Here is a 22,075-nt window from a genome sequence, read left to right as displayed (position 1 = left end):
TAAACGGAGGTTTCTTTTTTTGTTCTCTTAAAAATTCAGGCAAGTTCTTTAGTATTCATTGAGAATGTGTTAAACTAATGAGAAAGAAAAATAAAAGGAATGACCGCAATGGATAATGCTCAAGTGAAGAGAAAACATTTCCGTTTTCCAGCGTATGATGATGAACAGGGCGTAAAATTACCAACAGATAATGAACGTAACTTATTTCAAGATGATCTGATTGGTAAAGCAATGTCTGGTAGCAGAAGAACTGCAACATCTGCCGAAGATACTAGACAAAGCACACCATCCGTCCAACAACCAACAACGAATCAATCAACTACAAATAAACAAACACAACAATTAACGGCAGCACAACAAGAGCAATTAGCACGTCATCGTTCTAATTTGCCAGACTACACAAAACATGCTAGTAAAGCAACGAAAAATAAACAAGCAACGAAAAAAAATAATAGCCTTTTTGGGACGCCAAAAGGAAATGGCTGGACACAAACGTATAAAAAAAAAGAAGTCGTAGCGAAACCAAGTAGACCTGCCGCATCACCATTAGTGCAGAAAACGACACCTTCTTATTTTGTTCCTAAATATATCCCGGCTTCTGTGATTCCTGAGGAACAGGAACCTAGTTTTACTGAAGAAGAGTTGCTAAAAGCAATGAAAAAAGATCGGCGTTCATATGTCATTCTTGATGATGAACCAACGGCTTTTCAAGTGAAAGATACGGAAGAAGATCCAACGGTGCGGAAGTTTAATATTCCAACCTCAGAACCTGAGATTCCTTTAACTAGACGACAATATCAACAAATCAAACCAGACTTAGAACGTTTTGGCGAAGATGCGTTGGATTTACGTTCGCGTTCCCGTTTGAATGCCGCAAAGAAAAATGCTAAAAGTCAAACTGCTTATGGGAAAAAATTAGCTAAAGCGAATGCTCAAGTAGAGCCTGAAGCACCTGTGACAGAAGAGAAGAAAAAGGGCATCTTGGATAAACCATTAAGTGGGATGCTAGAAGATTCAAGTTCTGTATTAGAAAACAGTAAATATTTTAGTTAAGAGATGAAACTTGCATGTGGATTTGAAACATGTAAGTTTTTTATTCTGTTTTAATAGTTGATTATTTTTTTATTTTATACGATAATGAATCTCGTATGATTGAATTTTTTTTAAAAAAGGTATGTTTTATATAGTGACAGAGAAGAGGATTATAATGGGAAATCAAGAGAACAAATTATACCATTTTGTCGGAATTAAAGGTTCTGGCATGAGCTCATTAGCGTTGGTCTTACACCAAAAAGGCTACAACGTTCAAGGATCAGATGTAGAAGAGTATTTCTTTACACAACGGGATCTTGAAAAATCAGGTGTCCCTATTTTACCATTTAATGCAGATAATATTGATAAAGACATGATTGTTATTGCTGGAAATGCTTTTCCAGATACCCATGAGGAAATCGCCCGCGCCATCGAATTAGGCGCAGAAGTAATTCGTTACCACGATTTCATTGCTCGTTTTATCGAACCGTATACAAGCATTGCTGTAACAGGGTCACATGGGAAAACAAGTACGACTGGTTTGCTAGCACATGTATTAAGTGGTATCAATCCAACTAGTTATTTAATAGGGGATGGCACTGGCCACGGCGAACCAGATGCTGATTTCTTTGCATTTGAAGCGTGTGAATATCGCCGTCATTTCTTGGCTTATTCACCAGATTATGCGATTATGACGAATATCGATTTTGATCATCCAGATTACTACAAGAGCATTGAGGACGTTTTTTCAGCGTTCCAAACAATGGCTCATCAAGTCAAAAAAGGAATTTTTGCTTATGGTGATGATAAGTATCTTCGCCAGTTAGAATCAGAAGTGCCAGTTTATTATTATGGCGTCAGCGAAGAGGATGATATCCAAGCCCGAAATATTCAACGAACAACGGAAGGCTCATCTTTTGATGTTTATCACAAGGCTGATTTTGTAGGTCATTTTGTCTTACCAGCATTTGGCCATCACAATATCATGAATGCGCTAGGTGTGATTGCTGTGGCTTATTTTGAAAAACTTGATATGCAGAAAGTCGCAGAAGAAATGCTAAGTTTTAAAGGTGTGAAACGTCGTTTTAGCGAGAAAAAAGTCAGTGACATGATTATTGTTGACGATTATGCGCACCATCCAGCTGAAATTAAAGCAACGATTGATGGCGCTCGTCAAAAATATCCTGACAAAGAAATTATTGCTGTCTTCCAGCCACATACATTTACACGAACAATTGCCTTAATGGATGAATTTGCTGAAGCACTGGATTTGGCAGATGAAGTATTCTTATGTAATATTTTTGGCTCTGCGCGTGAAACACAAGGCGAGGTACGCATTGAAGATTTAGGTGAAAAAATTCAAAAAGGTGGACAAGTAATTACCGAAGATAATGTGTCGCCTTTACTAGATTTTGAAAATGCAGTGGTTGTCTTTATGGGCGCTGGCGACGTTCAGAAATTTGAACAAGCCTACGAAACATTACTAAGTAACACAACTAGAAACGTTTTATAAGAGAACATAAACAAAATCGGGACAGGGGTATCTGGCTTCAAAAAATAAGAAGCTGCTCCTGTTCCGTTGTTTTTTTAGAATGCTAGCATGGTAGATAAGTTGGTTTTGTTTAAACATCCTTTAAAGACTACTTTTTAACTTGCCTTTTAAGTACATTTTGGTACAATTATCTTATCAATAACGGAGGTGTACTAATTTGAATATCGGAAAACCGAGAAAATTAGGCAAAACCATCGAAGATATCGAAGAGGGAGATTCGTTGTCCTTGACAGAGTCAATTGAAGACAAGGACTTATTACTTTACTTGGGCTTGACCAATGATGCGAATCCTTTATATATCCAACATGATTATGCCCAAAAAACAGAATATGAAAAACCAATCGTACCATCAATTATGCTGATGGGAATTATCACTAGTGCGATTTCAAAACATTTACCAGGACCAGGTTCACATGTTGTGAATTTCTCTGTGAACTTTGTGGAACCCGTTTTTCATTACGAAACATTGACTTTCCAATTAGAAGTAATCAAAGTCGACAAAATGAAAGATGTGATTACCATTTCAGTTGAGGCTGTTAATGAGCAAGAAAATCGCGTGTTAGATGCAGTGGTGATGGTTCAACCACCCCAAGTGACGATTGATGAACTAACAGAGAAAGAAGGGACTTTAACTTATGAATAATCAAGAGTATATCCAAACTGGCACAGGTTTGAATAAATTTTATGCCAAAATTTACGGATTTTTAGCGTTAGGAATTGGTATTAGCGCAATCATGGCTTATGCAATGACAACTGTCTTTTTACCTGTTCTAGCTACTTTATTCCAATCAAGCTTAGCTTTTTGGATGATTTGGCTTGTTGAAATTGGCTTAGTTTTATATCTAGGCGCAAAAGCACAGAAGAATCCAACCATTGCGATTGCAGGATTTGTTGCGTATGCATTATTAAATGGTGTCACTTTATCCGTGACGTTATTAATGTATACTGGTGGAACAGTGGCCGGCGCATTTTTAAGTGCAGCAGCTACCTTTGGCGCGATGTCATTAGTAGGTGTCTTTACGAAGAAAGACCTATCAGCAGTTGGTCATGCCGCTTATAGTGCCTTAATCGGAATTATCATTGCGATGTTGCTAAATATGTTCCTTTTACACAGTAGTGCTGTAGAATTCTTTATTTCCATTTTAATGGTCCTAATTTTCTCAGGGATTACTGCTTATGATAACCAACGTATACGCCAAGTCTATGCGCAAACAGGTGATCAAGCAGGTACTGGGATGGCCGTTTTCTTCGCATTACAATTATACCTTGACTTCATCAACTTATTCTTAGCTTTCTTAAGAATTTTTGGTAAAAACAACTAACATGAACGTAAAAGAGGTCGGGACAGAAGCGTTTAACTCCGAGAAATAAGAAGGAATTTCCGAAAATTGTTCTTTAATTTTTGGATAATTCCGGCTTGTTTCCGAAGGAGTTGCTTCTGTTCCCGCCGTTTATCAGTTTTTGAGCGTGGAGCAAAAATCCAAAGTGATTTTTGTCCCACGCTCTTTTTTTTAACCCATTCCAATAGCGAAATTCAACAGTTTATCGGAGTATGTTGGGTTTTCTAAATCGGTTTTCATTGTTTCATTCAGTAGACTGAGCTGATCGGTAATGATACCATCGACGCCATAAAAAATCATTCGCGTCATAACATCTTCATCATTTGCTGTCCAAGCATAAACCTTTTTCCCATCATGATGAGCGGCATTTACAAAGTTACGATTCATTGTACTGTATTCCATAGTAAAAAAGTCAACTGGCATTTTAGGCGGTCCCACAATGTTGAAAGGAATAACGTAGCCTACATAAAAGCGTGGTTCTTCTTTCTTTAAGGCCATCGCCGTATCATAGGTTAAGGTATGAAGGATATGGCCGTTTTCTAAAATATTTTCACGGTATTGTTTGACAAAGTGCTGTACTAAATCAGGGCTATCTTGAGGCGTGGTTTTGATTTCAATTAATAAACGTTGTTTTAATTGATTGGCTTTGGCTAAATAATCATCGAAAGAAACCATTTTAGCAGTTTGACCATTTTCTGTGACATTCATATTCGTTAATTCTTTAAGTGTTAATTGATTCGGTCGTTTATTAACGCCCGTTAACGCCCGTAAATTAAAATCGTGCATGACAATAAATTGATGGTCTTTGGTTTCTTGAATATCCATTTCAACATAATCAGGTTTTGCCTTATTGGTCTCGATTAAAGAGTCCAAGGTGTTTTGAACGCCATTGTTACCATTAACACCACGATGGGAGATGGTAACCGGTTTTCGGTCAGGTGTATGACTTAGGTAATTCGTATTATAGGTGCCTACACCAATTCCGAAGATGATTGCAATCAAACAAAAAAGAACGACTCTGAAGGTGGTCCATTCTACCCGAACCTCTGATTTCGGGGTGAACCATTCTGGCGTGTCAGGCAAAATCCCTTCATCCTCCATATCATCAACAATAATGTAAAAAATAGCAACACTAGACAACACCAAGTTTAAGAGCATCATAACCTGAAGGAGTGTCATAGCGATGACAGCGCTAGGTAAAGACCACTCAGGTTTAAACGTTTCGACTGCGGTTTGACCTAAAAATATCAAGAAATAGCCAGCCGTAAAAATCCCTAAAACAGTTCCTCCAATGATAATAAATTGCCCTAAAATCTGGAAAAAGCGCCGCTTTGTAATTTGCCAACTACGTTTTAAAGACTCACGAAAACCAACATCACGTAAAATCAACTCTGGAAGGGCAAAAGCAAGTCGAATCGCTAAATATAAGATAATCAGCTCTAACAGTACGAAACCAATAATAATAATGACGCGATTTGCAAAAATAAAATCTAAGATAAAGGCTGGAATCTTAACTCTTGTTAATAAATAAGAGCGGAAGGTTAACCCACTTAATGGTAAAATCAAAAAGAAATATGCCAGGAAAAACAGAAAGGTAATTCCTCGAACTTTTTTGATCTGAAGCAAGGTGCCGTGCAATAATTGCGTTAGAGTAATTGGTTGCTTTTTCTTAATAAAATAAACACTAAGCAATAAAAAGGTAAATTCAAAAAAGAGCGCCAGTAAAATTAACAGCCCAATTAGTAGAAAAGTCAAAAGTACATAGGGATGTTGCGTAGCAATTGCCCCTAAGTTATCGTAGGAAATATAATCAATCCCACCTTCTTTGAGTACCAATTTGGACAAACTTGTCAATAAAGGCAATAGAACGAATAACATAAATCCGTGCATCAAGAGCACATCGCGAAAATACGCCGTTGTCCCTTTAAGAAAATCTAGCGTATTCACAATACTATTTTTAAAATAACTAAACATCAAAAGTCCCCCAGTTTCTACCAAAATTCCATAATAAAAGGACTAAATCAAACTGACACAGGCAGAGTTTTGATTTAGTCCGTTCGCTTTTTTATTTATTTTACATTCCCAGTAAGCTAGTTAAAAATGTACCGCCATAAATTAACGCAAGACTATATAAATAGATAGAAGCAGGTTTTGCTAATAGAATAATCAGAGTAAATTTTTTCACAGACATTTTTGTTAAACCGGCCATTAAACAAAGCGCATCATCCGGTGCAATCGGGAAGAAAATTGCTAAAGCAAACAATCGTTCAAAACGTTTTTCATTGTCTAACCAACCGATATACTTGTTATATGTTTTATCACTGACAAGGCTCATAATGAATGGTTTCCCATAATTACGACCTAATAAGAAAATGATAATAGAGCCAAGTGCAATACCAACGTAATTATAGACGAAGCCCATTGTTGGCCCGAAAATCAAGACCCCTGCAGCACAGCTAACACCACCAGGAATAATCGGAATAACCACTTGAATAATCTGAATTAACATGAAAATAATCGGACCGAGAATGACAGATTGCCCTACTAGTCCTCTTAGTGCATTGATGTCCTTGAAGACACCTAATCGGATAAAATAGATGGTTGCAATTATGGTTGCAACAATGCCCAAAATGGAAATAATATTAACAATTTTTCTAGATAGGGTAACACTCACATTTCTCATCTCCTTTAGTTATACTCATCGTACTTTTAGTATATAACTTTTCATCAATAAAAAACATCGTTTGTTCTTTCTGCAAACGAACAAAGTTGTAAGATACACATCATTTGATAAGTTTATTATACAAAAAAAGAGACAGAAAAGACATCCTACTTAAGACCCATTCTGCACTGATCTTTCGAAAGAGAGTAAAAGAAACGAAAGTGGCGCATTTTTTAGTAATATTATAGAGGGGCAAAGAGTGAAATTAAATTTGCATCCACGTCTTTAATGATTGCGTATCGTTGGCCCCAAGGTGCATTCCAAGGTTCTTTAAAAACAATGTAACCAGCTTGGCTCATTTTTTTCACGGTGTTATCAACTTCTGCGGCCGTTTCACAAAGAAAAGCAAGTTCGATTTTATCGCCTTGCTGGCTAGGCGCAAACCCATAGACACCAGTAATCATTTGTAGTGAATTTAAAGAAATCCTGACGCCATTGTTTTGTAATTCTGTGTAATCAGGCGAAGCTTCTCCCAGCACGTTAAAACCTAGCGTTTGGTAAAAAGAGAGTGCTTGTGTCATATCGTTGACGATAATACCGACCATATCTAACTTCATCCTCATAACCTCCGATCTATGATAAAATAAGTGTAAGGGATTTTTTGGTAAAAACCAAACGATTTATAGCGAAAGTGCTTAAAAAATTAGAATGTAACAGTTTACAACGAAGAATAAGAAGACTATAATTATGTTAACTAGTTTTAGGTGTACCTAAAAGTGAAATGTGTGAACAAGATAGATTGAGGGATGTTGGATGAAAGAAAAGAAAACGGAAAAAATGCTTAATTATGCAAATGGACCTAGTTTAGAAGAGATAAATAATACCGTCGAGGTACCTAAAAACGCTAGCTTTTGGCGAACTTTGCTAGCCTATAGCGGACCTGGCGCTTTAGTGGCTGTTGGTTATATGGATCCAGGAAATTGGATTACGTCAATTGCTGGCGGAGCGGAATATAAGTACACGTTACTTAGTGTGATTTTACTTTCTAGTTTAGTTGCCATGTTACTACAAAGTATGGCTGCGCGCTTAGGAATCGTGACAGGAATGGATTTAGCCCAAGCGACTAGAGAGCATACAAGTAAACGAACGGGCGTTGCCTTGTGGGTGGTGACGGAGTTAGCCATAATGGCAACAGATATCGCTGAGGTAATTGGTGGTGCCGTTGCTTTGCAATTATTATTTGGTTTTCCATTATTAATTGGTGTGTTGATAACAACGTTTGATGTTTTATTACTGTTGCTACTGACAAAGTTAGGCTTTCGCAAAATCGAAGCAATTGTTTCTTGTTTAATTGCAGTTATCTTTTTTGTTTTTGCTTATGAAGTGGCATTAGCAGATCCAAATGTTGGTGAAGTATTACGAGGTTTTATTCCAGACACAAAAATAGCGACAGATAAATCCATGTTATTTTTAGCCTTGGGAATCGTTGGAGCGACAGTCATGCCTCATAACTTATATTTGCATTCTTCCATTGCGCAAGCTCGGAAATTTGATCGTAACGATGATGCTGAGAAAGCCAAAGCAATTCGTTTCACTACTTGGGATTCAAATATTCAATTAACTGTCGCTTTTGTCGTAAATTGTTTGTTGTTAATTTTAGGAGGAGCATTATTTTATGGAACCAACAGTGAATTAGGTAAATTTGTTGATTTATTTGATGCTCTGAAAAATCCAGATATTGTTGGTAATATTGCTAGCCCAGTGTTAAGTATTCTTTTTGCAATTGCTTTACTGGCTTCGGGTCAAAATTCAACGATTACAGGTACGCTGTCAGGACAAATTGTAATGGAAGGCTTCATCCATTTAAAAATGCCGTTGTGGGCACGACGAGTGTTAACTCGTTTGTTAGCAATTGTGCCAGTCATTATCTGTGTCATTATTTATGGCGGTAGCGAAACGGCTGTTGAAGACTTGTTACTTTATACGCAAGTTTTCCTAAGTATTGCTTTGCCAGTGTCGATTATTCCTTTAACGATGTATACAAGTGATAAAAAATTAATGGGCCAATTTGCGAATCCAGCGTGGGTGAAATTTTTAGCTTGGATTATTGCTATTGCCTTGACGTTATTGAATTTATTTTTAATTTATGGCACATTAACTGGTTTAACGAATTAATAAAAACAAAGGCTGACTAGAAAAGTTGGCCTTTGTTTTTTCATAGAATTTGCGCGTAAGAAATGGTAGAATAGGAAAGATGAAATACAAGGAAGAGAGGCTTTCACGTGACAGATTATTTAAATGTAGGAAAAATTGTGAACACACAAGGAATCAAAGGAGAAGTTCGGGTCATTTCGAAAACGGATTTTCCAGAAGAACGTTATCAAAAAGGGGCAACGTTACTGCTATTTCAAGAGAAAAAAGCACCAATTGAATTGGTCGTGAAGTCCCACCGCAAGCATAAGAATTTTGACATTTTAAGCTTTGAAGGACATCCAAATATCAATGATGTTGAAAAATATCGTGACGGTATTTTAAAAGTTGCAAAAGACAATCTCGCTGAATTGGCAGAGGACGAATTTTATTATCACCAAATCATTGGTGCCACTGTTTATGATGAAACCGGTAGTGAACTGGGAAAAATTAAAGAAATTTTATCTCCTGGTGCGAATGATGTGTGGGTCGTCCAACGACCAAAGAAAAAAGATTTACTTTTACCGTATATTGAAGGCGTTGTTACAAAAGTCGATGTCGAAAATCAACGGATTGATGTGGACATTCCAGAAGGATTGATTGACGATGAGAATTGATGTATTAACTCTTTTTCCTAGAATGTTTGAAGGACCAATGGGGGAATCAATTATTGGGAAAGCTCGGGAAAAGCAGTTATTAGAATTGAATGTCTCTAATTTTCGCGATTTTTCAGATAACAAACACCAAACGGTCGATGATTATCCGTATGGCGGTGGCGCGGGGATGCTTTTAAAAGTACAACCGATCTATGATAATCTAAAAGCAATTGAAGAAGAGACAAACCAGCAGCCAAAACGGGTCATCTTATTAGATCCAGCAGGAAAACCGTTTAATCAAAAAATGGCCGAGGAATTTTCACAAGAAGAACATTTAGTTTTTATTTGTGGACATTATGAAGGCTATGATGAGCGAATTCGCACGATGGTTACAGATGAAGTTTCATTGGGGGATTACGTTTTAACAGGGGGCGAATTAGGCGCAATGGTCATGATTGATGCGACAGTCCGTTTATTACCTGATGTCTTAGGTAACAATCTTTCTGCACAAACGGATTCACATTCCACTGGCCTATTAGAACATCCACAATATACCAGACCTGCTATTTTCAACGATATGGAAGTCCCTGCTGTGCTAACGAATGGGAACCATAAATTAATTGCAGAATGGCAACTAAAAGAATCATTACGACGGACCTTTTTGCGTCGACCAGACATGTTGGAATCAGTAGAAATGACGCCTGAAATGTTGAAGTTATTAGAAGAAATTAAACAAGAAGAACAAAAATAAGGGAACTTTCAAGAAAATTCTCTTTACAGCTTATTTTGTCTGTGGTAAACTGATTTGGTGAGTGCAATGCGCTCTAACTATTACAATATTCCGCTGTGGCAGAAGTGACCATAAGAATATTTGGGAATAAGGAGAAGGATAAAATGAATCCATTAATTCAAGAATTAACACAAGAACAATTACGTACGGATATTCCTGCGTTCCGCCCTGGTGACACTGTTCGCGTTCATGCGAAAGTAGTCGAAGGTACTCGTGAACGTATCCAGTTATTCGAAGGTGTTGTAATTAAACGCCGTGGTGCTGGAATCAGCGAAACTTACACAGTACGTAAAGTTTCAAATGGTGTTGGTGTGGAACGTACATTCCCATTACACACACCACGTGTTGCTCAAATTGAAGTGGTTCGCTACGGTAAAGTACGTCGTGCAAAACTTTACTACTTACGCGCATTACACGGAAAAGCAGCTCGTATCAAAGAAATCCGTCGTTAATCTTTACTATTCGACAAACGAACACCCTCTTGCTCAGCAAGAGGGTGTTTTTGTGTGTAATTAAGTAGAAAATCAACATTGACTAAGACCAGAAATGCTTCCTTTAGTGTTCCGAGTTGCTTTAATATAACACGCCAAATTGATAACCATTTGCTTGATAAAACTCTATTAATTGTGGCAATGCTTGTTTTGTTAATTCCTTATCTACTGAATCATGCATTAAGACTACTCTAATATTATAATCTGGATAAACCTCAAGTGAATGTTGATGGAAAGCGAGCATTTCTGCGACTGTAGTAGGCTGTCTGTCTAACGGTTCCGCATCCCCAACCATCGCATTCCAGTCAATCCAATGGATGCCAAGTTGTTTGAATAATTCATCAGATTTTTCTGTACCTCCCCATGACATATGACCTCCTGGGTATCGCCAGAGAGTTGTTTGAAATGTTTCGCCCAGTATTTTTTTTAGAGAGTTCTCCATGGTTGCTATTTCCGCTTGTATTTCTTCAGTGTTGACAATCCCGTTTGGATATAACGTTGCATAATCATGAGTTGAACTATGAAAGCCTATTGAATGTCCTTCTGCAACTTCGCGTTTCACTATCTTTTGATTTTCGGAAGTTAGGGTATTTCCTACAAGAAAAAAAGTTGCGTGGACGTTATACTTTTTTAATGTATCTAGGACTTGTGGGGTTATTTGATTATTAACGCCATCATCAAAGGTTAAGAATACTAATTTTTCACCTTTGTAAGGTTCTTCTCCAGTTATATATTTTCTGATTTTGTCTGCTGAGTAAGCATATTTTTTTGATGAAATAGTCATGTGTGTTGATTCCTTTTCTAACTTGGTTGGGGAATCTTTTTTTGCAGTTGAATTTTTAGTCGATGTCTGCGTAGTATCATCATTTTTACTTGTTATCTTGGGTTGAGTTAATAGGAACGTTTGAATGAAAACAAGAACAATGAGGATTAACGCACTAAATAATACATACCCGTTTATTTTGAATTTTCTTTTCTTATGTCGCATACTTTCACTCCTCTTTGGTTAATGAAAAAGTTAAAAAATACACCTCCACGTTATACAAAATTGAACGTCCTATTAGTTATAGACGAATTTGAGGACCAAAAAGTTTCAATTTTTTCAATTTAGTTAGCTGTTTATTTAATAAAAAATAAAAGGTTGCTAGAGGATGAAAGGAGTATAATTTATTTATCTAGAAGAGTAATCGGAATGAGAAAGGGCTGTGGAAATGGATCATCAACAGGTGTTGAAAAATGAAATTAAACAATATTTAGTGAGTAAAAACTGTGAGAAGACGTATTATCATTGTATGGAAGTTGGAGAGTATGCCTATCAACTCGGTGAAAAATATTTAACTAGTCCAGAAAAAGTAAGTATTGCAGGATATTTACACGATATCTCTGCGATTTATCCAAATAATCAGAGAATTAGTGTCGCACAAAAATATGGGATTGAATTAAACGAAGCAGAAATGGCCTTTCCAATGATAATTCATCAAAAAATTTCTAAGTCTATTGCGAAAATGGATTTTGGTATTGAAGACAATGAAATTTTATCAGCTATTGAATGCCATACAACATTGAAGAAAAACTATTCGGACATAGATTTAGTTTTGTTTGTCGCTGATAAAATAAAGTGGGATCAAGAAGGTAAACCACCATACTTAGATGGTTTATTACAAGCTTTAAATTGTTCTTTAGAAAATGCCGCATATTTCTATATTGATTATATTTTGAAACACGATATTAAAGTTGTGCATCCTTGGTTATGGGATGCTTACAATCAACTTAATTTGATAATTAAATAACAAATAAACATAGCCGTTTTTAGTCGAGTTTTGCTGGTGAGAAAAGTGGAAAAGTAGTACAGTATTCTTGTCAGAAAGAAGGGATTCCCAATGAAAAAAATAATCTTGATAGGTCTTTTATTGAGTATTTTATCAGGATGTTCTTCCAACAAAAGTGGCGACATCACTGCAAGCAAATCAAGCAAGCCGACAGCAACATCAGAAATGAAAGCACCTGTTACCGTTAACAACAGCCAAGCAAGTCAAATGAGCACGGAGTCAAAATCTAGTACGACTCAAAGTAATTCTTCTGCTTCTAGTAAAGCTGAAAATCAGTTGTGGTCTGCGCAAAAAAAGGCACAACTACAACAATTTATGGCTGATTGGGGGCAACGGATGAACCAAACGTATAAAGAATATACACCAGGAAATTCAATCAATTTTAATGGCGTCCAAGCGCCTGATGGTCTAGTAGGAAATGTTACTATGCAACCAGCGATTGGTCAGCATCCCATTTATTTAGAATGGTCTGAAAATGGACAAGTGAAGGATGGATATGCGTTAGTTGCTGTTTACTCTGATGCAGAAACGCAACCAGAAATGCAAAAGCATTTGTATTTATTCACCATCGTTAACAATCATCCCTTAGTTTTAGTGACGATGCAAAATCAAGGAGATCCTTATGGCTATCTGTATTTTGGAGCAACAGATAATGCAGAGTTGAGGGCTGGGTTTGAAAAAATTGTAGGTGCCCCGTCAATTACTAAAGAACAAATCCCAAATATTTCAGTCAATCCGTGGTCTTCAAAAGAGGAAGCGATTGATTTTTATGAAGGAATGTATAAAAACACGGCAAACGAAATTTCAACTCAAATTGACTGGCATAACTATCAGCGGGCAAATTGGCGCGAGGTAGAAACAAAAGGCGACACGTTGACATTGCATTTTGCCAACGCGGGCGGTGCTGGGGGCTCATACACACAATTCACGAAAGTTGGTACGAATACTGTTGTTGTATCATTTGATGGTAATGCTGCTTATCCAGATAACCCAAGTAGCGTTTTACTTGTGCAAAACAGTGATTATAAAGTTTTAAGGACTTTGAATCAGTAATAGGGGAAATACATCGTTTACTTAAACATAGGCAAAGGCGGGTTGCTTACCTTTTTATAAGTAACCTGTCTTTGCCTATGTGCTATTTTTTTGGATAGAGGTGCTCAGAGTAGGGGATGTTTTTCTGGGAAGTTTTTATGCTAGATCTCTATTTGACTAGGCTCAAATAGATCTGAATCAATCGTTGAAGTGATATCTGTTTATATAAAGATAGGCTAAATCGTCAATTTTTTACAAATCGTCGTTCATGTTAAAATAAATGGAGAAATGTTTTAGTATTCATAGTAAGTATTTTATCGTAGAATAAAAGATATACTAACAATGGAGCGATGAAAATGCTAAAAGAAGAAAGATTAAATGCGATAGTGTCTCTAGTAGATCAAAAAGGGGCAATCAAAGTTACTGAAATTATGGAACGATTAAATGTTTCGGATATGACTGTTCGTAGAGATTTGACAGAATTAGAAGCAGCGGGGCGTTTAAAACGAGTACATGGAGGAGCTAGCAGTTTAAATACATATCGTCCACATGAATTGTCTCATGCTGATAAACAAATTATTAATAGTGTTGAAAAAAAAGAAATTGTCCAAAAAGCATTAAGTTTAATTCACGAAGAAGAAACTATCTTCTTAGGACCAGGAACAACTATTGAACTTTTGGCCGAGGCAATGGAATTTAAACATTTAAGAGTAGTAACAAACTGTTTGCCTGTGTTTGAAACGTTAAGTAAAAAAAAGAATGCGTTGACCATTTATTTGGTTGGTGGAGAAATGCGACTTTTAACTAAATCTTTTTTTGGTGAAATCGCTAATAAAGCATTAGAAGAAATGCATTTTCATAAAGCATTTTTTAGTTGCAATGCGTTAAAAGATAATAAAATTATGACAGCGACTATTGAAGAAGGACAAACACAAGCAATTGCATTAGATAACTCAATAGAAAAATATTTGTTAATGGATACTTCTAAAGTAGAGAAACAGGATTTTTATTCTTTTTATCAATTAGAAGAAGTGACAGCGGTAGTTACAAATAAAGATAAATTTGACACATCTAAAGTATTGGAAAAAGTTGTCAGGGTGATTTACTAAAAAGAAGAGGTGCAGATGCACCTCTTCTTTTTAGTTTCCCTTATTGAGCTTTTTGAGCATAAATAATATTTCGCTTCTTCATTTGTTTTGCATACCAAATGAAAATCAGTAGATAGGCGACTAGCGCCAGACATGCGTATAAAATAAATTCGAGTTGACCTTGTGATGCATTGCCGACTAAGTATCCTAAGAATTTTTCCATTGGCCCTTCCATGGTAGTATGTGAAATTAAAGTATTATTATTTAGACCCGCTGGGAAAGCGCCAACTTTTTTTGCGGTTTCGGTAACGAACGGTGCAATTAGGGTACCAGACCATAAGAACAAAGGTAATTCGATTGCTCCAATGATAATCATTCGGATGAGTTTACCTCTTGTAACTACTAGTAGAGCAGGGGTTACACCCATTGCAATAATTCCGCCAAGTGGTAAAAGTTTATTGCCAGGTAGGACAATGGCTTCTAATAGCATAATTGGAGCCAATACGTTAGCTGCTGCCCAGATTTCAGCACGACCAGCTAAGAAAGGCCAATCTAAACCAATATTAAGTGTACGCCCTTTTAATTTATTCGAAGCAAAATCAGTAATCCCTTGGGATAAAGGCTCAACTGCAGCGATAAACCAAGTTCCAATTAAAGAGAATAGTTCCAAACAGACTGCAGCCGTAAAGGATAGAGAAAAAATTTGCATGGGTGTTTGGCCAGCTAAAAGACCCACAAAAATCCCTAAGTAAATCCCGATGGCAAATTTTGATCCCCAAAAGCCAATTTTACTATTCAATTTGGCAGCGTCAAAATCGTATTTGTCTAACCAAGGAAAAAGCTTATCAAAAATTTTATCAAAAACCATAATGATTGGATTCATCATATAGTTCATATGCGTGGTAGTCATAGGATTTGTATCTGGGGCGTTAAGTAAATCGTTAAACGTTGGTTTCATTAAGTCAGAATTGATAATTTTTAAAACACCTATGAAAATAACTAAGATTGTTGCAATTATTAAGTTTGCGCCACAAAAAATAGCAAATAAACCAACAATCGATAGATGCCAAATGTCGAAAATATCCACATCTAATGTGTTTGTTTTATTTAGAATTAACATAATGACATTGACAATCACCATAATTAAAAGAAAGTAAAGGGTGTAAGGAGATCCCCAAGTGATGGTGGCTAAAGGTGCCCAACCAACATCAGTAATATTTAAAGAAATTCCTGTACGTTCTACGAAAGAGGCCATTGCATCTGAGAAAGCAGTAGTTAAAATTCCTATAATAGCACTGATACCAGTTAAAGCAATTCCTAGTTTAAGACCACCTTCTAATGCGCGAGTGGGTTTTACCTTAAAACAAAGGGCAATCAGTGTTAAAACAATAGTCATTAAAGGAGCAGCACCTAAATCAATTAAAGGTTTAAAAATTGTATTTGCTAGGTCAATAATCGTATTCATTTATTTTCTCCTTCATAAGCTAAGATAACAAAATTTTTATCTTAGTTTTGTTAGTGTTGACAGTGAAGCGTAAGTAATTAGTCTGAAAAGGAAATCATTTGTTTAAAGAGTGAATGATACTTTCCATTTGTTGATAAACAGGTTCAGCCATTGCTGGAATTCGATAAAGAATTGCGCCTGCATCAACTACAGGAATCGTGATTGGGAAACCCAAATCTGTTTTGGCGATTTGGGCGAAAATATCATAGTGGGATAGCATCTCTTGATTGATATCTTTAATCATTACGGCATCGCAAGAAACTTGGTAGCCTCTTTTTGATAATTCTGTTTCTAATGCAGATTTGATTTGATGGCTAGAGTTTACCCCAGCCCCACATGCAGCTAAAATTTTAATCATGTTAAATCTCTCCTTTAAAATTTTTTTGTAAAAAACGATAAACTTCTTCTTTATCTTCATATTGAAAAAAAGCCAATAGTGATGAACGGTCTGTCGTGTTAATAAAATCCATGATAGTCGCTAAAAGACCCGTTTGTTCAATACCGTTTTCATTTAAAATCATGAAAAGAAAGGAAACAGAGAGCGTTTCATCTGGGATAATCATGTTATGAAATGATAAGGATTGTTTCAATTTAATCGGGATAATTCTTGTCGTCCGTACAAAGGTACTTTCGGTATGCGGAATGGCGATATTCGGTAGTGCAGGATCAATCGGTGTTAAACTTAAACCAGTCGGATAGTTGTGTTCTCGTTCCAATAAATTAGTTAGAAAATCAGGTGTAACTAATTTCTTTTTTAACAAGTCTAAATAAACTTCTTCAAAAACTTCTTCTTGTGTTTTTTTGTTTGAAATATAGGTAGTATCTAATGAAAAAATCGATGTTTTAATAACCATAGAACCCCTCGTTTCTTTAATATATTATTATTTATTTACAAGTATAATATAAAACGCTTTCAAAAAGATGTCAACACAATATTAAACAATAATAAACAAAAAAGAAAATAAATGTTGAATAAAGTTTGATATTGTTTTATTATGTTTTCGAGAAGGGGATTTGAGTTTAAAGAAAGGGACAGAATTTTAATAGTAGATACACGAGGTAAGGAGGAAAACAAAATGCGTGTCATACTTGGTTCAGATTTAGATGGAATAAAATTAAAAGCAGAAATGAAACAATACTTATTGCAAGAAAAAGTTGAGGTAATCGATAAAAGTGAAAGTGCTTCGGAAGACTTTATAGAAGCAACGCTTGCTGTTGCTCATGAAGTTTTAAAGGATACTGAAAGTTTAGGAATCGTTTTTGATGGTTATGGGGCAGGTAGTTTTATGACTGCTGCTAAAATTAAAGGAATGATTGTCGCCGAGTTGTCAGATGAGCGTTCTGCATATATGGCGCGAGAACACAACAATGCCCGGATGATCACGGTAGGCGCAAAAATTGTTGGAACGGAACTAGCCAAAAACATAATAAAAGAATTCTTAACAGGTCATTATGCAGGCGGGCGTCATCAAATACGTGTAGATATGTTAAATAAAATGGCTTAACAAATAATAGAAAGGAAGCGTTTTTATGAAAATTGCCATTGGTTGTGATCATATTGTGACGGATACCAAAATAGCAGTTTCTGATTTTTTGAAAGCAAAGGGATATGAAATTTTAGATGTAGGCACGTATGATTTTACTCGAACTCACTATCCTATTTTCGGAAAAAAAGTGGGAGAAGCCGTAATGAGCAATCAGGCTGATTTGGGTATATGTATTTGCGGAACAGGCGTTGGAATTAACAATGCGGTTAACAAAGTGCCGGGTATCCGTTCTGCTTTAGTTCGCGATATGACTACAGCGTTGTATGCGAAAGAGGAATTGAACGCAAATGTTATTGGTTTCGGTGGGAAAATAACAGGAGAATTCTTGATCTGTGATATCGCTGCTGCCTTTATTGAAGCACACTATCATCCAACAGAAGACAACGAACAACTAATTGAAAAAATTAATCAAGTTGAAAAACAACATCCAGAACAACAAGATGCGCACTTTTTCGATGAATTTTTAGATAAATGGCAACGAGGAGTCTATCACGATTAGTACGTAATCAATGAGGGTTATTTGAGAAAGCGGTCTTAAATAATAATCATTGGTATTTGAGTTAAATTCCCCTTCATTAATTTTTATTGCTGTTTTAATGTGGCACTGTAAAGAGCATTATTAAGAAAAAGAAGTAACAAAGGAACAAATTGAAGGCTATACAGGTAACCATAAAAAGTACACGAGAAAAGAACTCGTGTACTTTTTATGGTTTCGCTGCTTGTTTTATTTTAGTAATTATTTTTCTATAAAAATAGTCCCAGAATTATTAAAATAATCCCGATAACTAAACTGCCGATGCCAGAAGCCGTACCATATTTTTTACCTAAATTTATACCAGTAGTATTTTTAGGAATCAAGTTTGAGAAAAAATAAAATTTTTTTACCAAGATTAGATATGCAACAAGTAAAAGTAATAATCCTAAGAGAAGATAACTAAGATTTTCAGCTAATAAATCTAGATGAGCTAATAACAATATCCCCAAAAAGAGGCCTACCAATCCATATTTCATCGTTTTTTCTTTTGCTGACATATAAATATCCCTACTTTACTTTTTAATTTATTAAGAGCATAAAACCATAGATTCGATATAATTTCATTTTGTTATATCCAAAAGAGCATGACCTGGAATGACCTATATAATTAGAAAATTGGAGTGATATATAGTTATTTTACCATAGCTTAAATGAGTTGATTAACTCCGAATAATGTACAACTATGTACACCTATTGTGGGTGGAATGTGTGTTGGGACTTTGCTAACCTAATAGTTGAAAAAATGAATCAATAAATTTAGAAAAGGGACTATACAAAAGCAACTTTTTTGGGAATTGCTATATTATTTATTTTTTTAAGCGTAATCAACTAAATGTTTTTATGGATAAAGAAAGTCATTGTTCCTTGTCATCAAGCTACAACAGCCAAATTCATTAGAACTTTTTAGTGAATGACTTTAATTTTAGAAAGGTACTGTTGTTAAACATTCATGCTATCAAAGGAGTGTGAGGCGAACGAAGCAAATATTTTCATTTTATAAAAGTTGTATTATGGACTCTTAAAAAGAGGTGATTTAAAAAATTTTGAAGTGGAAATGTTAAGAAAGGAGAGAGGAAATGACTTATTTAGTTCTGGTCAGTCATGGCGATTTTGCTAGAGGGTTAAAAAATTCATTAGGGATGTTTGCTAGCGAGGAGATAGAGAAAGTCAGAGTGTTTGGCTTACAACCTGGTGAATCTACCGATAATTTTGGTAAGCGGTTTCTTTGTGAAGTTGAAAAATTACCGCAGGAAACGAGGCTAATCGTTTTGGCTGATATTGTAGGCGGGAGTCCACTTGCTACTATTTGTAAAGTATTAGATAAGCAAAAAATGCTAGAAAATTCTCTGATTGTTGGAGGAGTAAATTTTCCAATGGCTTTAAATGCGCTTCTATTGAAAGAAACTAGTGAATTATCTGATTTGAAAAAAATGATAGTAGCAGATGCTTGTCATGGCATTAGAGAGTTAACTGTAACTGAAGACGATGTAACTGAAAACGATATAACTGAAGAGGATATCTAAAGGAGAAGATGAACATGTCAATTTCTTTTGTTCGAATCGATGATCGAATGATTCATGGCTTAATTACTTTACGTTGGACTAAAGAAATGCCTTGTGATGGCATTATAGCTGTGAATGACAAAGCAGCAAGTAACCCTATTTTAAAGGAAGCTTATAAAGCAGCTGCACAAGATAAAAAAACCTTTATTTGGACAATGGCGCATTTTTTTGATGTAAAGGATAAAGTATTAGCGTCTAAGTCAAAATACTTTTTGATTACAAAGAGCCCTTTGGATATGAAAAAAATTTTGGTGGATTGGCATTTTGTTCCAAGTGAAGTAAAAATGATTAATGTTGGACCGGGGAATGATCGCGAAGGGACAATTAAATTAGGGGATAACCAATCCTTTACAGCAGAAGAAGCAGCGGCTTTTGAAGAAATTGAAAAGGCTGGTTACAAAGTGGATTTTGCCTTGTTACCTGATCAACGAATTGGTTCTTGGGCGCATTTTAAAGCTAAATTTGGTTACTGATTCTAGAAGTTTTGAAAAGAGGAGAGTAGTATTATGACAATCAACTGGATACAAGCGGCTATTTTAGGCCTATTTGCTTGTCTGTGTTCAAATTCTTGTATGGCTGGACAAGCGGTGGGAAATTATACGATCGGGCGTCCTTTAGTCGGCGGATTAGTTTGTGGCATTATTTTAGGAGATTTAAAATTAGGAATCGCTTGTGGCGTAGCAATGCAATTAGTTTACATTGCTTTGGTCACACCTGGAGGCACAGTGTCTGCTGATGTGCGGGCAATTTCATATATCGGGATTCCTTTGGCGATGGTGGCGATTTCGACCAAAGGGTTAGATCCACTTGGCGGCTCTGCAGCCGACCTGGCTAAATCGGTCGGCACATTAGTTGGAACGATCGGAACGGTATTATTTTATTCTGTTGCCGCGTTAAATTTAGTTTGGCAATCGTTTGGTTGGAAAGATATAAAAAAAGGCAAGCTTGATCATTTATATGCCATTAATTTTGGTTGGCCGTGGATTTCTCATCTACTTTTTTCCTTTTTGCCAACCGTGATTTTAACCTATTTTGGGGCTACGGCTGTTACAGCAATGAGAGATGCATTACCTATGGATGGTCTTGCAATGAAAACGCTTTTTACTGTAGGTGGCATGCTTCCGTGTGTGGGAATTGCAATTTTGTTACGTCAAATTGTTAATAAGAACATTGATTTTGTACCTTTTTTTGTAGGGTTCACATTAGCTGCTTCATTAAAACTCAATTTAGTCTCAATAACGATTATTGCGCTTCTTTTTGCTGTAATTTTTTATAAAATTGCTTTGATTAAAAACAATACTAAACTGGTTGATTCAACAGGAAGTCTGACGAATGATGATGAAGAGGAGGACATATGAGATGGAAGAGTTGAAAGCAAATAAATTAGACCAAAAAACGTTAAAGCATTCTTTTCATTTATGGTTTTGGGGAGCGTTAACTTGTTTTTCACAACAGCATATGCAAACCTTCGGCTATCTTTCTTCAATGCTTCCTATTATCAAAAAACTTTATCCAAAACATGAAGACCAAGTGAAAGCCATTCAAGCATATACAGCTTTTTTTAACACAAATCCAATGCTTGGAACGGTCATTGTTGGTGTGACTGCTAGTATGGAAGAGGCTAGAGCAAGTAAGAATGAAATTGATGGAGAAACCATTAATGATATGAGGGCAGGATTAATGGGGCCAATTGCAGGGATTGGTGATTCATTAGTTGATGGTACCTTGATTCCTATCTTGTTAGGAATTTCCTTAGGAATGTCCACGGGTGGTTCGCCAATTGGTGCCATATTTTATATTATTGTTTGGACGTTAATTTCCTATTTTGGCCAACGCTTTTTGTATTTTAGAGGCTATCATTTTGGCGATAAAGCAGTAAGTTTCTTAGTTGGGAAAGAAGGAGCCGCCGTTAGAGTTGCTATCGGAGTTATCGGTAGTATGGTTGTTGGTGGGGTCCTTGCATCTTGGGTAAATGTAACTACTTCTCTTAAATTAATAGGTGCTGACGGAAAAGTTTTCCTTAAACTGCAAGATAAAATTGACAGTATTTATCCAGGATTATTAACGATACTTGTTACCTTGTTTTGTTGGTGGTTAATGTCCAAAAAACATGTTTCCGCTATTTGGACGATGCTTATTTTAGTTGTTATTTCTCTCGTTGGCGTTTTATTAGGTGTTTTCAATCCAGGATTAACTTACTGAACAATCACCAAAAAGGACTCTAGCTGTTAGAGCAAACTGACTTTTGCATAAAACCGATAACGAAAAAGCTAATAAATTAAATTCTTACTCTCTAAGACACAGAAAAAATCTTGTGATTAAAAT

The 22,075-nt window shown here is 36.0% G+C and carries 25 protein-coding genes; 17 read left to right on the top strand and 8 right to left on the bottom strand.

The features are described from left to right. Positions 1-99 precede the first annotated feature (99 nt). From IGJ46_RS07590 to IGJ46_RS07575, 4 genes are all read left to right on the top strand, one after another. Positions 100-1,053, top strand: coding sequence for a hypothetical protein (locus IGJ46_RS07590; protein ID WP_002360064.1), 954 nt, complete (start codon positions 100-102; stop codon positions 1,051-1,053). A 154-nt stretch (positions 1,054-1,207) separates the two neighbouring features. Next, positions 1,208-2,545 (top strand): UDP-N-acetylmuramate--L-alanine ligase, encoded by a 1,338-nt coding sequence (gene murC / locus IGJ46_RS07585; protein WP_002360065.1) that lies wholly within the window; start codon positions 1,208-1,210, stop codon positions 2,543-2,545. Between the two features lie 196 nt (positions 2,546-2,741). Continuing rightward, entirely contained in the window at positions 2,742-3,227 is a 486-nt protein-coding gene (locus IGJ46_RS07580) for a MaoC/PaaZ C-terminal domain-containing protein (protein ID WP_002357164.1), read from the top strand. Continuing rightward, positions 3,220-3,906: a Bax inhibitor-1/YccA family protein gene (locus IGJ46_RS07575; protein WP_002364139.1), complete on the top strand. Its 687-nt coding sequence runs from the start codon at positions 3,220-3,222 to the stop codon at positions 3,904-3,906. The genes IGJ46_RS07580 and IGJ46_RS07575 overlap by 8 nt, the downstream gene beginning before the upstream one ends. 189 nt (positions 3,907-4,095) lie before the next feature. Here IGJ46_RS07575 and IGJ46_RS07570 read toward each other — a convergent pair whose 3' ends face one another. From IGJ46_RS07570 to IGJ46_RS07560, 3 genes are all read right to left on the bottom strand, one after another. Continuing rightward, positions 4,096-5,898 (bottom strand): glycerophosphoryl diester phosphodiesterase membrane domain-containing protein, encoded by a 1,803-nt coding sequence (locus IGJ46_RS07570; RefSeq protein WP_016627656.1) that lies wholly within the window; start codon positions 5,896-5,898, stop codon positions 4,096-4,098. Between the two features lie 100 nt (positions 5,899-5,998). Beyond that, complete coding sequence (locus IGJ46_RS07565; RefSeq protein WP_002383106.1) at positions 5,999-6,607, bottom strand: TVP38/TMEM64 family protein; 609 nt, start codon at positions 6,605-6,607, stop codon at positions 5,999-6,001. A 221-nt stretch (positions 6,608-6,828) separates the two neighbouring features. Next, positions 6,829-7,203 (bottom strand): VOC family protein, encoded by a 375-nt coding sequence (locus IGJ46_RS07560; RefSeq protein WP_002381774.1) that lies wholly within the window; start codon positions 7,201-7,203, stop codon positions 6,829-6,831. A gap of 196 nt (positions 7,204-7,399) precedes the next feature. Between IGJ46_RS07560 and IGJ46_RS07555 the strand changes: the two genes are divergently transcribed. The 4 genes from IGJ46_RS07555 (at position 7,400) to rplS (ending at position 10,614) form a co-directional block, all read left to right on the top strand. Then, positions 7,400-8,761, top strand: coding sequence for an Nramp family divalent metal transporter (locus IGJ46_RS07555; RefSeq protein WP_002360069.1), 1,362 nt, complete (start codon positions 7,400-7,402; stop codon positions 8,759-8,761). A 107-nt stretch (positions 8,762-8,868) separates the two neighbouring features. Further along, positions 8,869-9,393, top strand: a complete 525-nt coding sequence (gene rimM, locus IGJ46_RS07550) for a ribosome maturation factor RimM (protein WP_002360070.1) — start codon at positions 8,869-8,871, stop codon at positions 9,391-9,393. Next, positions 9,383-10,123, top strand: coding sequence for a tRNA (guanosine(37)-N1)-methyltransferase TrmD (gene trmD / locus IGJ46_RS07545; RefSeq protein WP_002381776.1), 741 nt, complete (start codon positions 9,383-9,385; stop codon positions 10,121-10,123). The genes rimM and trmD overlap by 11 nt, the downstream gene beginning before the upstream one ends. Before the next feature lie 143 nt (positions 10,124-10,266). After that, a complete protein-coding gene (rplS, locus tag IGJ46_RS07540; RefSeq protein WP_002357176.1) occupies positions 10,267-10,614 on the top strand; it encodes a 50S ribosomal protein L19 in 348 nt (115 codons plus the stop codon). 121 nt (positions 10,615-10,735) lie between these two features. On the opposite strand, the gene IGJ46_RS07535 is transcribed toward rplS, so the two are convergent. Then, positions 10,736-11,641 carry a polysaccharide deacetylase family protein gene (locus IGJ46_RS07535; RefSeq protein WP_002379548.1) on the bottom strand — a complete coding sequence of 302 codons (906 nt, stop codon included), beginning with the start codon at positions 11,639-11,641 and terminating at the stop codon, positions 10,736-10,738. Positions 11,642-11,864: 223 nt separating this feature from the next. Between IGJ46_RS07535 and yqeK the strand changes: the two genes are divergently transcribed. From yqeK to IGJ46_RS07520, 3 genes are all read left to right on the top strand, one after another. Then, positions 11,865-12,443 (top strand): bis(5'-nucleosyl)-tetraphosphatase (symmetrical) YqeK, encoded by a 579-nt coding sequence (yqeK, locus tag IGJ46_RS07530; protein WP_002385850.1) that lies wholly within the window; start codon positions 11,865-11,867, stop codon positions 12,441-12,443. A 90-nt stretch (positions 12,444-12,533) separates the two neighbouring features. Beyond that, positions 12,534-13,535, top strand: a complete 1,002-nt coding sequence (locus tag IGJ46_RS07525) for a DUF4767 domain-containing protein (RefSeq protein WP_016617763.1) — start codon at positions 12,534-12,536, stop codon at positions 13,533-13,535. 335 nt (positions 13,536-13,870) lie between these two features. After that, positions 13,871-14,623, top strand: a complete 753-nt coding sequence (locus IGJ46_RS07520) for a DeoR/GlpR family DNA-binding transcription regulator (protein ID WP_002369238.1) — start codon at positions 13,871-13,873, stop codon at positions 14,621-14,623. A 40-nt stretch (positions 14,624-14,663) separates the two neighbouring features. On the opposite strand, the gene IGJ46_RS07515 is transcribed toward IGJ46_RS07520, so the two are convergent. The 3 genes from IGJ46_RS07515 to IGJ46_RS07505 all read right to left on the bottom strand — a co-directional run bounded on the left by IGJ46_RS07515 (position 14,664) and on the right by IGJ46_RS07505 (position 16,960). Next, positions 14,664-16,067 (bottom strand): PTS galactitol transporter subunit IIC, encoded by a 1,404-nt coding sequence (locus IGJ46_RS07515; RefSeq protein ID WP_218391154.1) that lies wholly within the window; start codon positions 16,065-16,067, stop codon positions 14,664-14,666. Between the two features lie 94 nt (positions 16,068-16,161). Then, positions 16,162-16,464 carry a PTS fructose transporter subunit IIB gene (locus IGJ46_RS07510; protein WP_002357185.1) on the bottom strand — a complete coding sequence of 101 codons (303 nt, stop codon included), beginning with the start codon at positions 16,462-16,464 and terminating at the stop codon, positions 16,162-16,164. Position 16,465: 1 nt separating this feature from the next. Beyond that, positions 16,466-16,960, bottom strand: coding sequence for a PTS sugar transporter subunit IIA (locus tag IGJ46_RS07505; protein ID WP_002397416.1), 495 nt, complete (start codon positions 16,958-16,960; stop codon positions 16,466-16,468). A gap of 222 nt (positions 16,961-17,182) precedes the next feature. Here IGJ46_RS07505 and lacA point away from each other — a divergent pair, with 222 nt between their 5' ends. Both lacA and lacB read left to right on the top strand, forming a co-directional pair. Continuing rightward, positions 17,183-17,611, top strand: coding sequence for a galactose-6-phosphate isomerase subunit LacA (gene lacA / locus IGJ46_RS07500; protein ID WP_002357188.1), 429 nt, complete (start codon positions 17,183-17,185; stop codon positions 17,609-17,611). A 25-nt stretch (positions 17,612-17,636) separates the two neighbouring features. Then, positions 17,637-18,152, top strand: coding sequence for a galactose-6-phosphate isomerase subunit LacB (lacB, locus tag IGJ46_RS07495; protein WP_002374591.1), 516 nt, complete (start codon positions 17,637-17,639; stop codon positions 18,150-18,152). Between the two features lie 245 nt (positions 18,153-18,397). Here the strand turns inward: lacB and IGJ46_RS07490 are convergent, their stop codons facing one another. Continuing rightward, complete coding sequence (locus IGJ46_RS07490; protein ID WP_047649398.1) at positions 18,398-18,685, bottom strand: hypothetical protein; 288 nt, start codon at positions 18,683-18,685, stop codon at positions 18,398-18,400. Positions 18,686-19,264: 579 nt separating this feature from the next. Between IGJ46_RS07490 and IGJ46_RS07485 the strand changes: the two genes are divergently transcribed. The 4 genes from IGJ46_RS07485 to IGJ46_RS07470 are packed head-to-tail and all read left to right on the top strand — an operon-like array spanning position 19,265 to position 21,952. Continuing rightward, positions 19,265-19,711 (top strand): PTS sugar transporter subunit IIA, encoded by a 447-nt coding sequence (locus IGJ46_RS07485; protein WP_002371943.1) that lies wholly within the window; start codon positions 19,265-19,267, stop codon positions 19,709-19,711. 14 nt (positions 19,712-19,725) lie between these two features. Next, complete coding sequence (locus tag IGJ46_RS07480) at positions 19,726-20,223, top strand: PTS system mannose/fructose/N-acetylgalactosamine-transporter subunit IIB (protein ID WP_002357192.1); 498 nt, start codon at positions 19,726-19,728, stop codon at positions 20,221-20,223. Between the two features lie 33 nt (positions 20,224-20,256). Further along, positions 20,257-21,108, top strand: a complete 852-nt coding sequence (locus tag IGJ46_RS07475) for a PTS mannose/fructose/sorbose/N-acetylgalactosamine transporter subunit IIC (RefSeq protein ID WP_002357194.1) — start codon at positions 20,257-20,259, stop codon at positions 21,106-21,108. After that, positions 21,083-21,952 carry a PTS system mannose/fructose/sorbose family transporter subunit IID gene (locus tag IGJ46_RS07470; protein ID WP_002394543.1) on the top strand — a complete coding sequence of 290 codons (870 nt, stop codon included), beginning with the start codon at positions 21,083-21,085 and terminating at the stop codon, positions 21,950-21,952. The genes IGJ46_RS07475 and IGJ46_RS07470 overlap by 26 nt, the downstream gene beginning before the upstream one ends. Positions 21,953-22,075: the final 123 nt, after the last annotated feature.

Source organism: Enterococcus sp. AZ120, assembly GCF_050546165.1.
Classification (GTDB): domain Bacteria; phylum Bacillota; class Bacilli; order Lactobacillales; family Enterococcaceae; genus Enterococcus; species Enterococcus faecalis.
The sequence above is the reverse complement of the archived record's forward strand: the minus strand, read 5'-3'. Positions and strand labels throughout refer to the sequence as shown.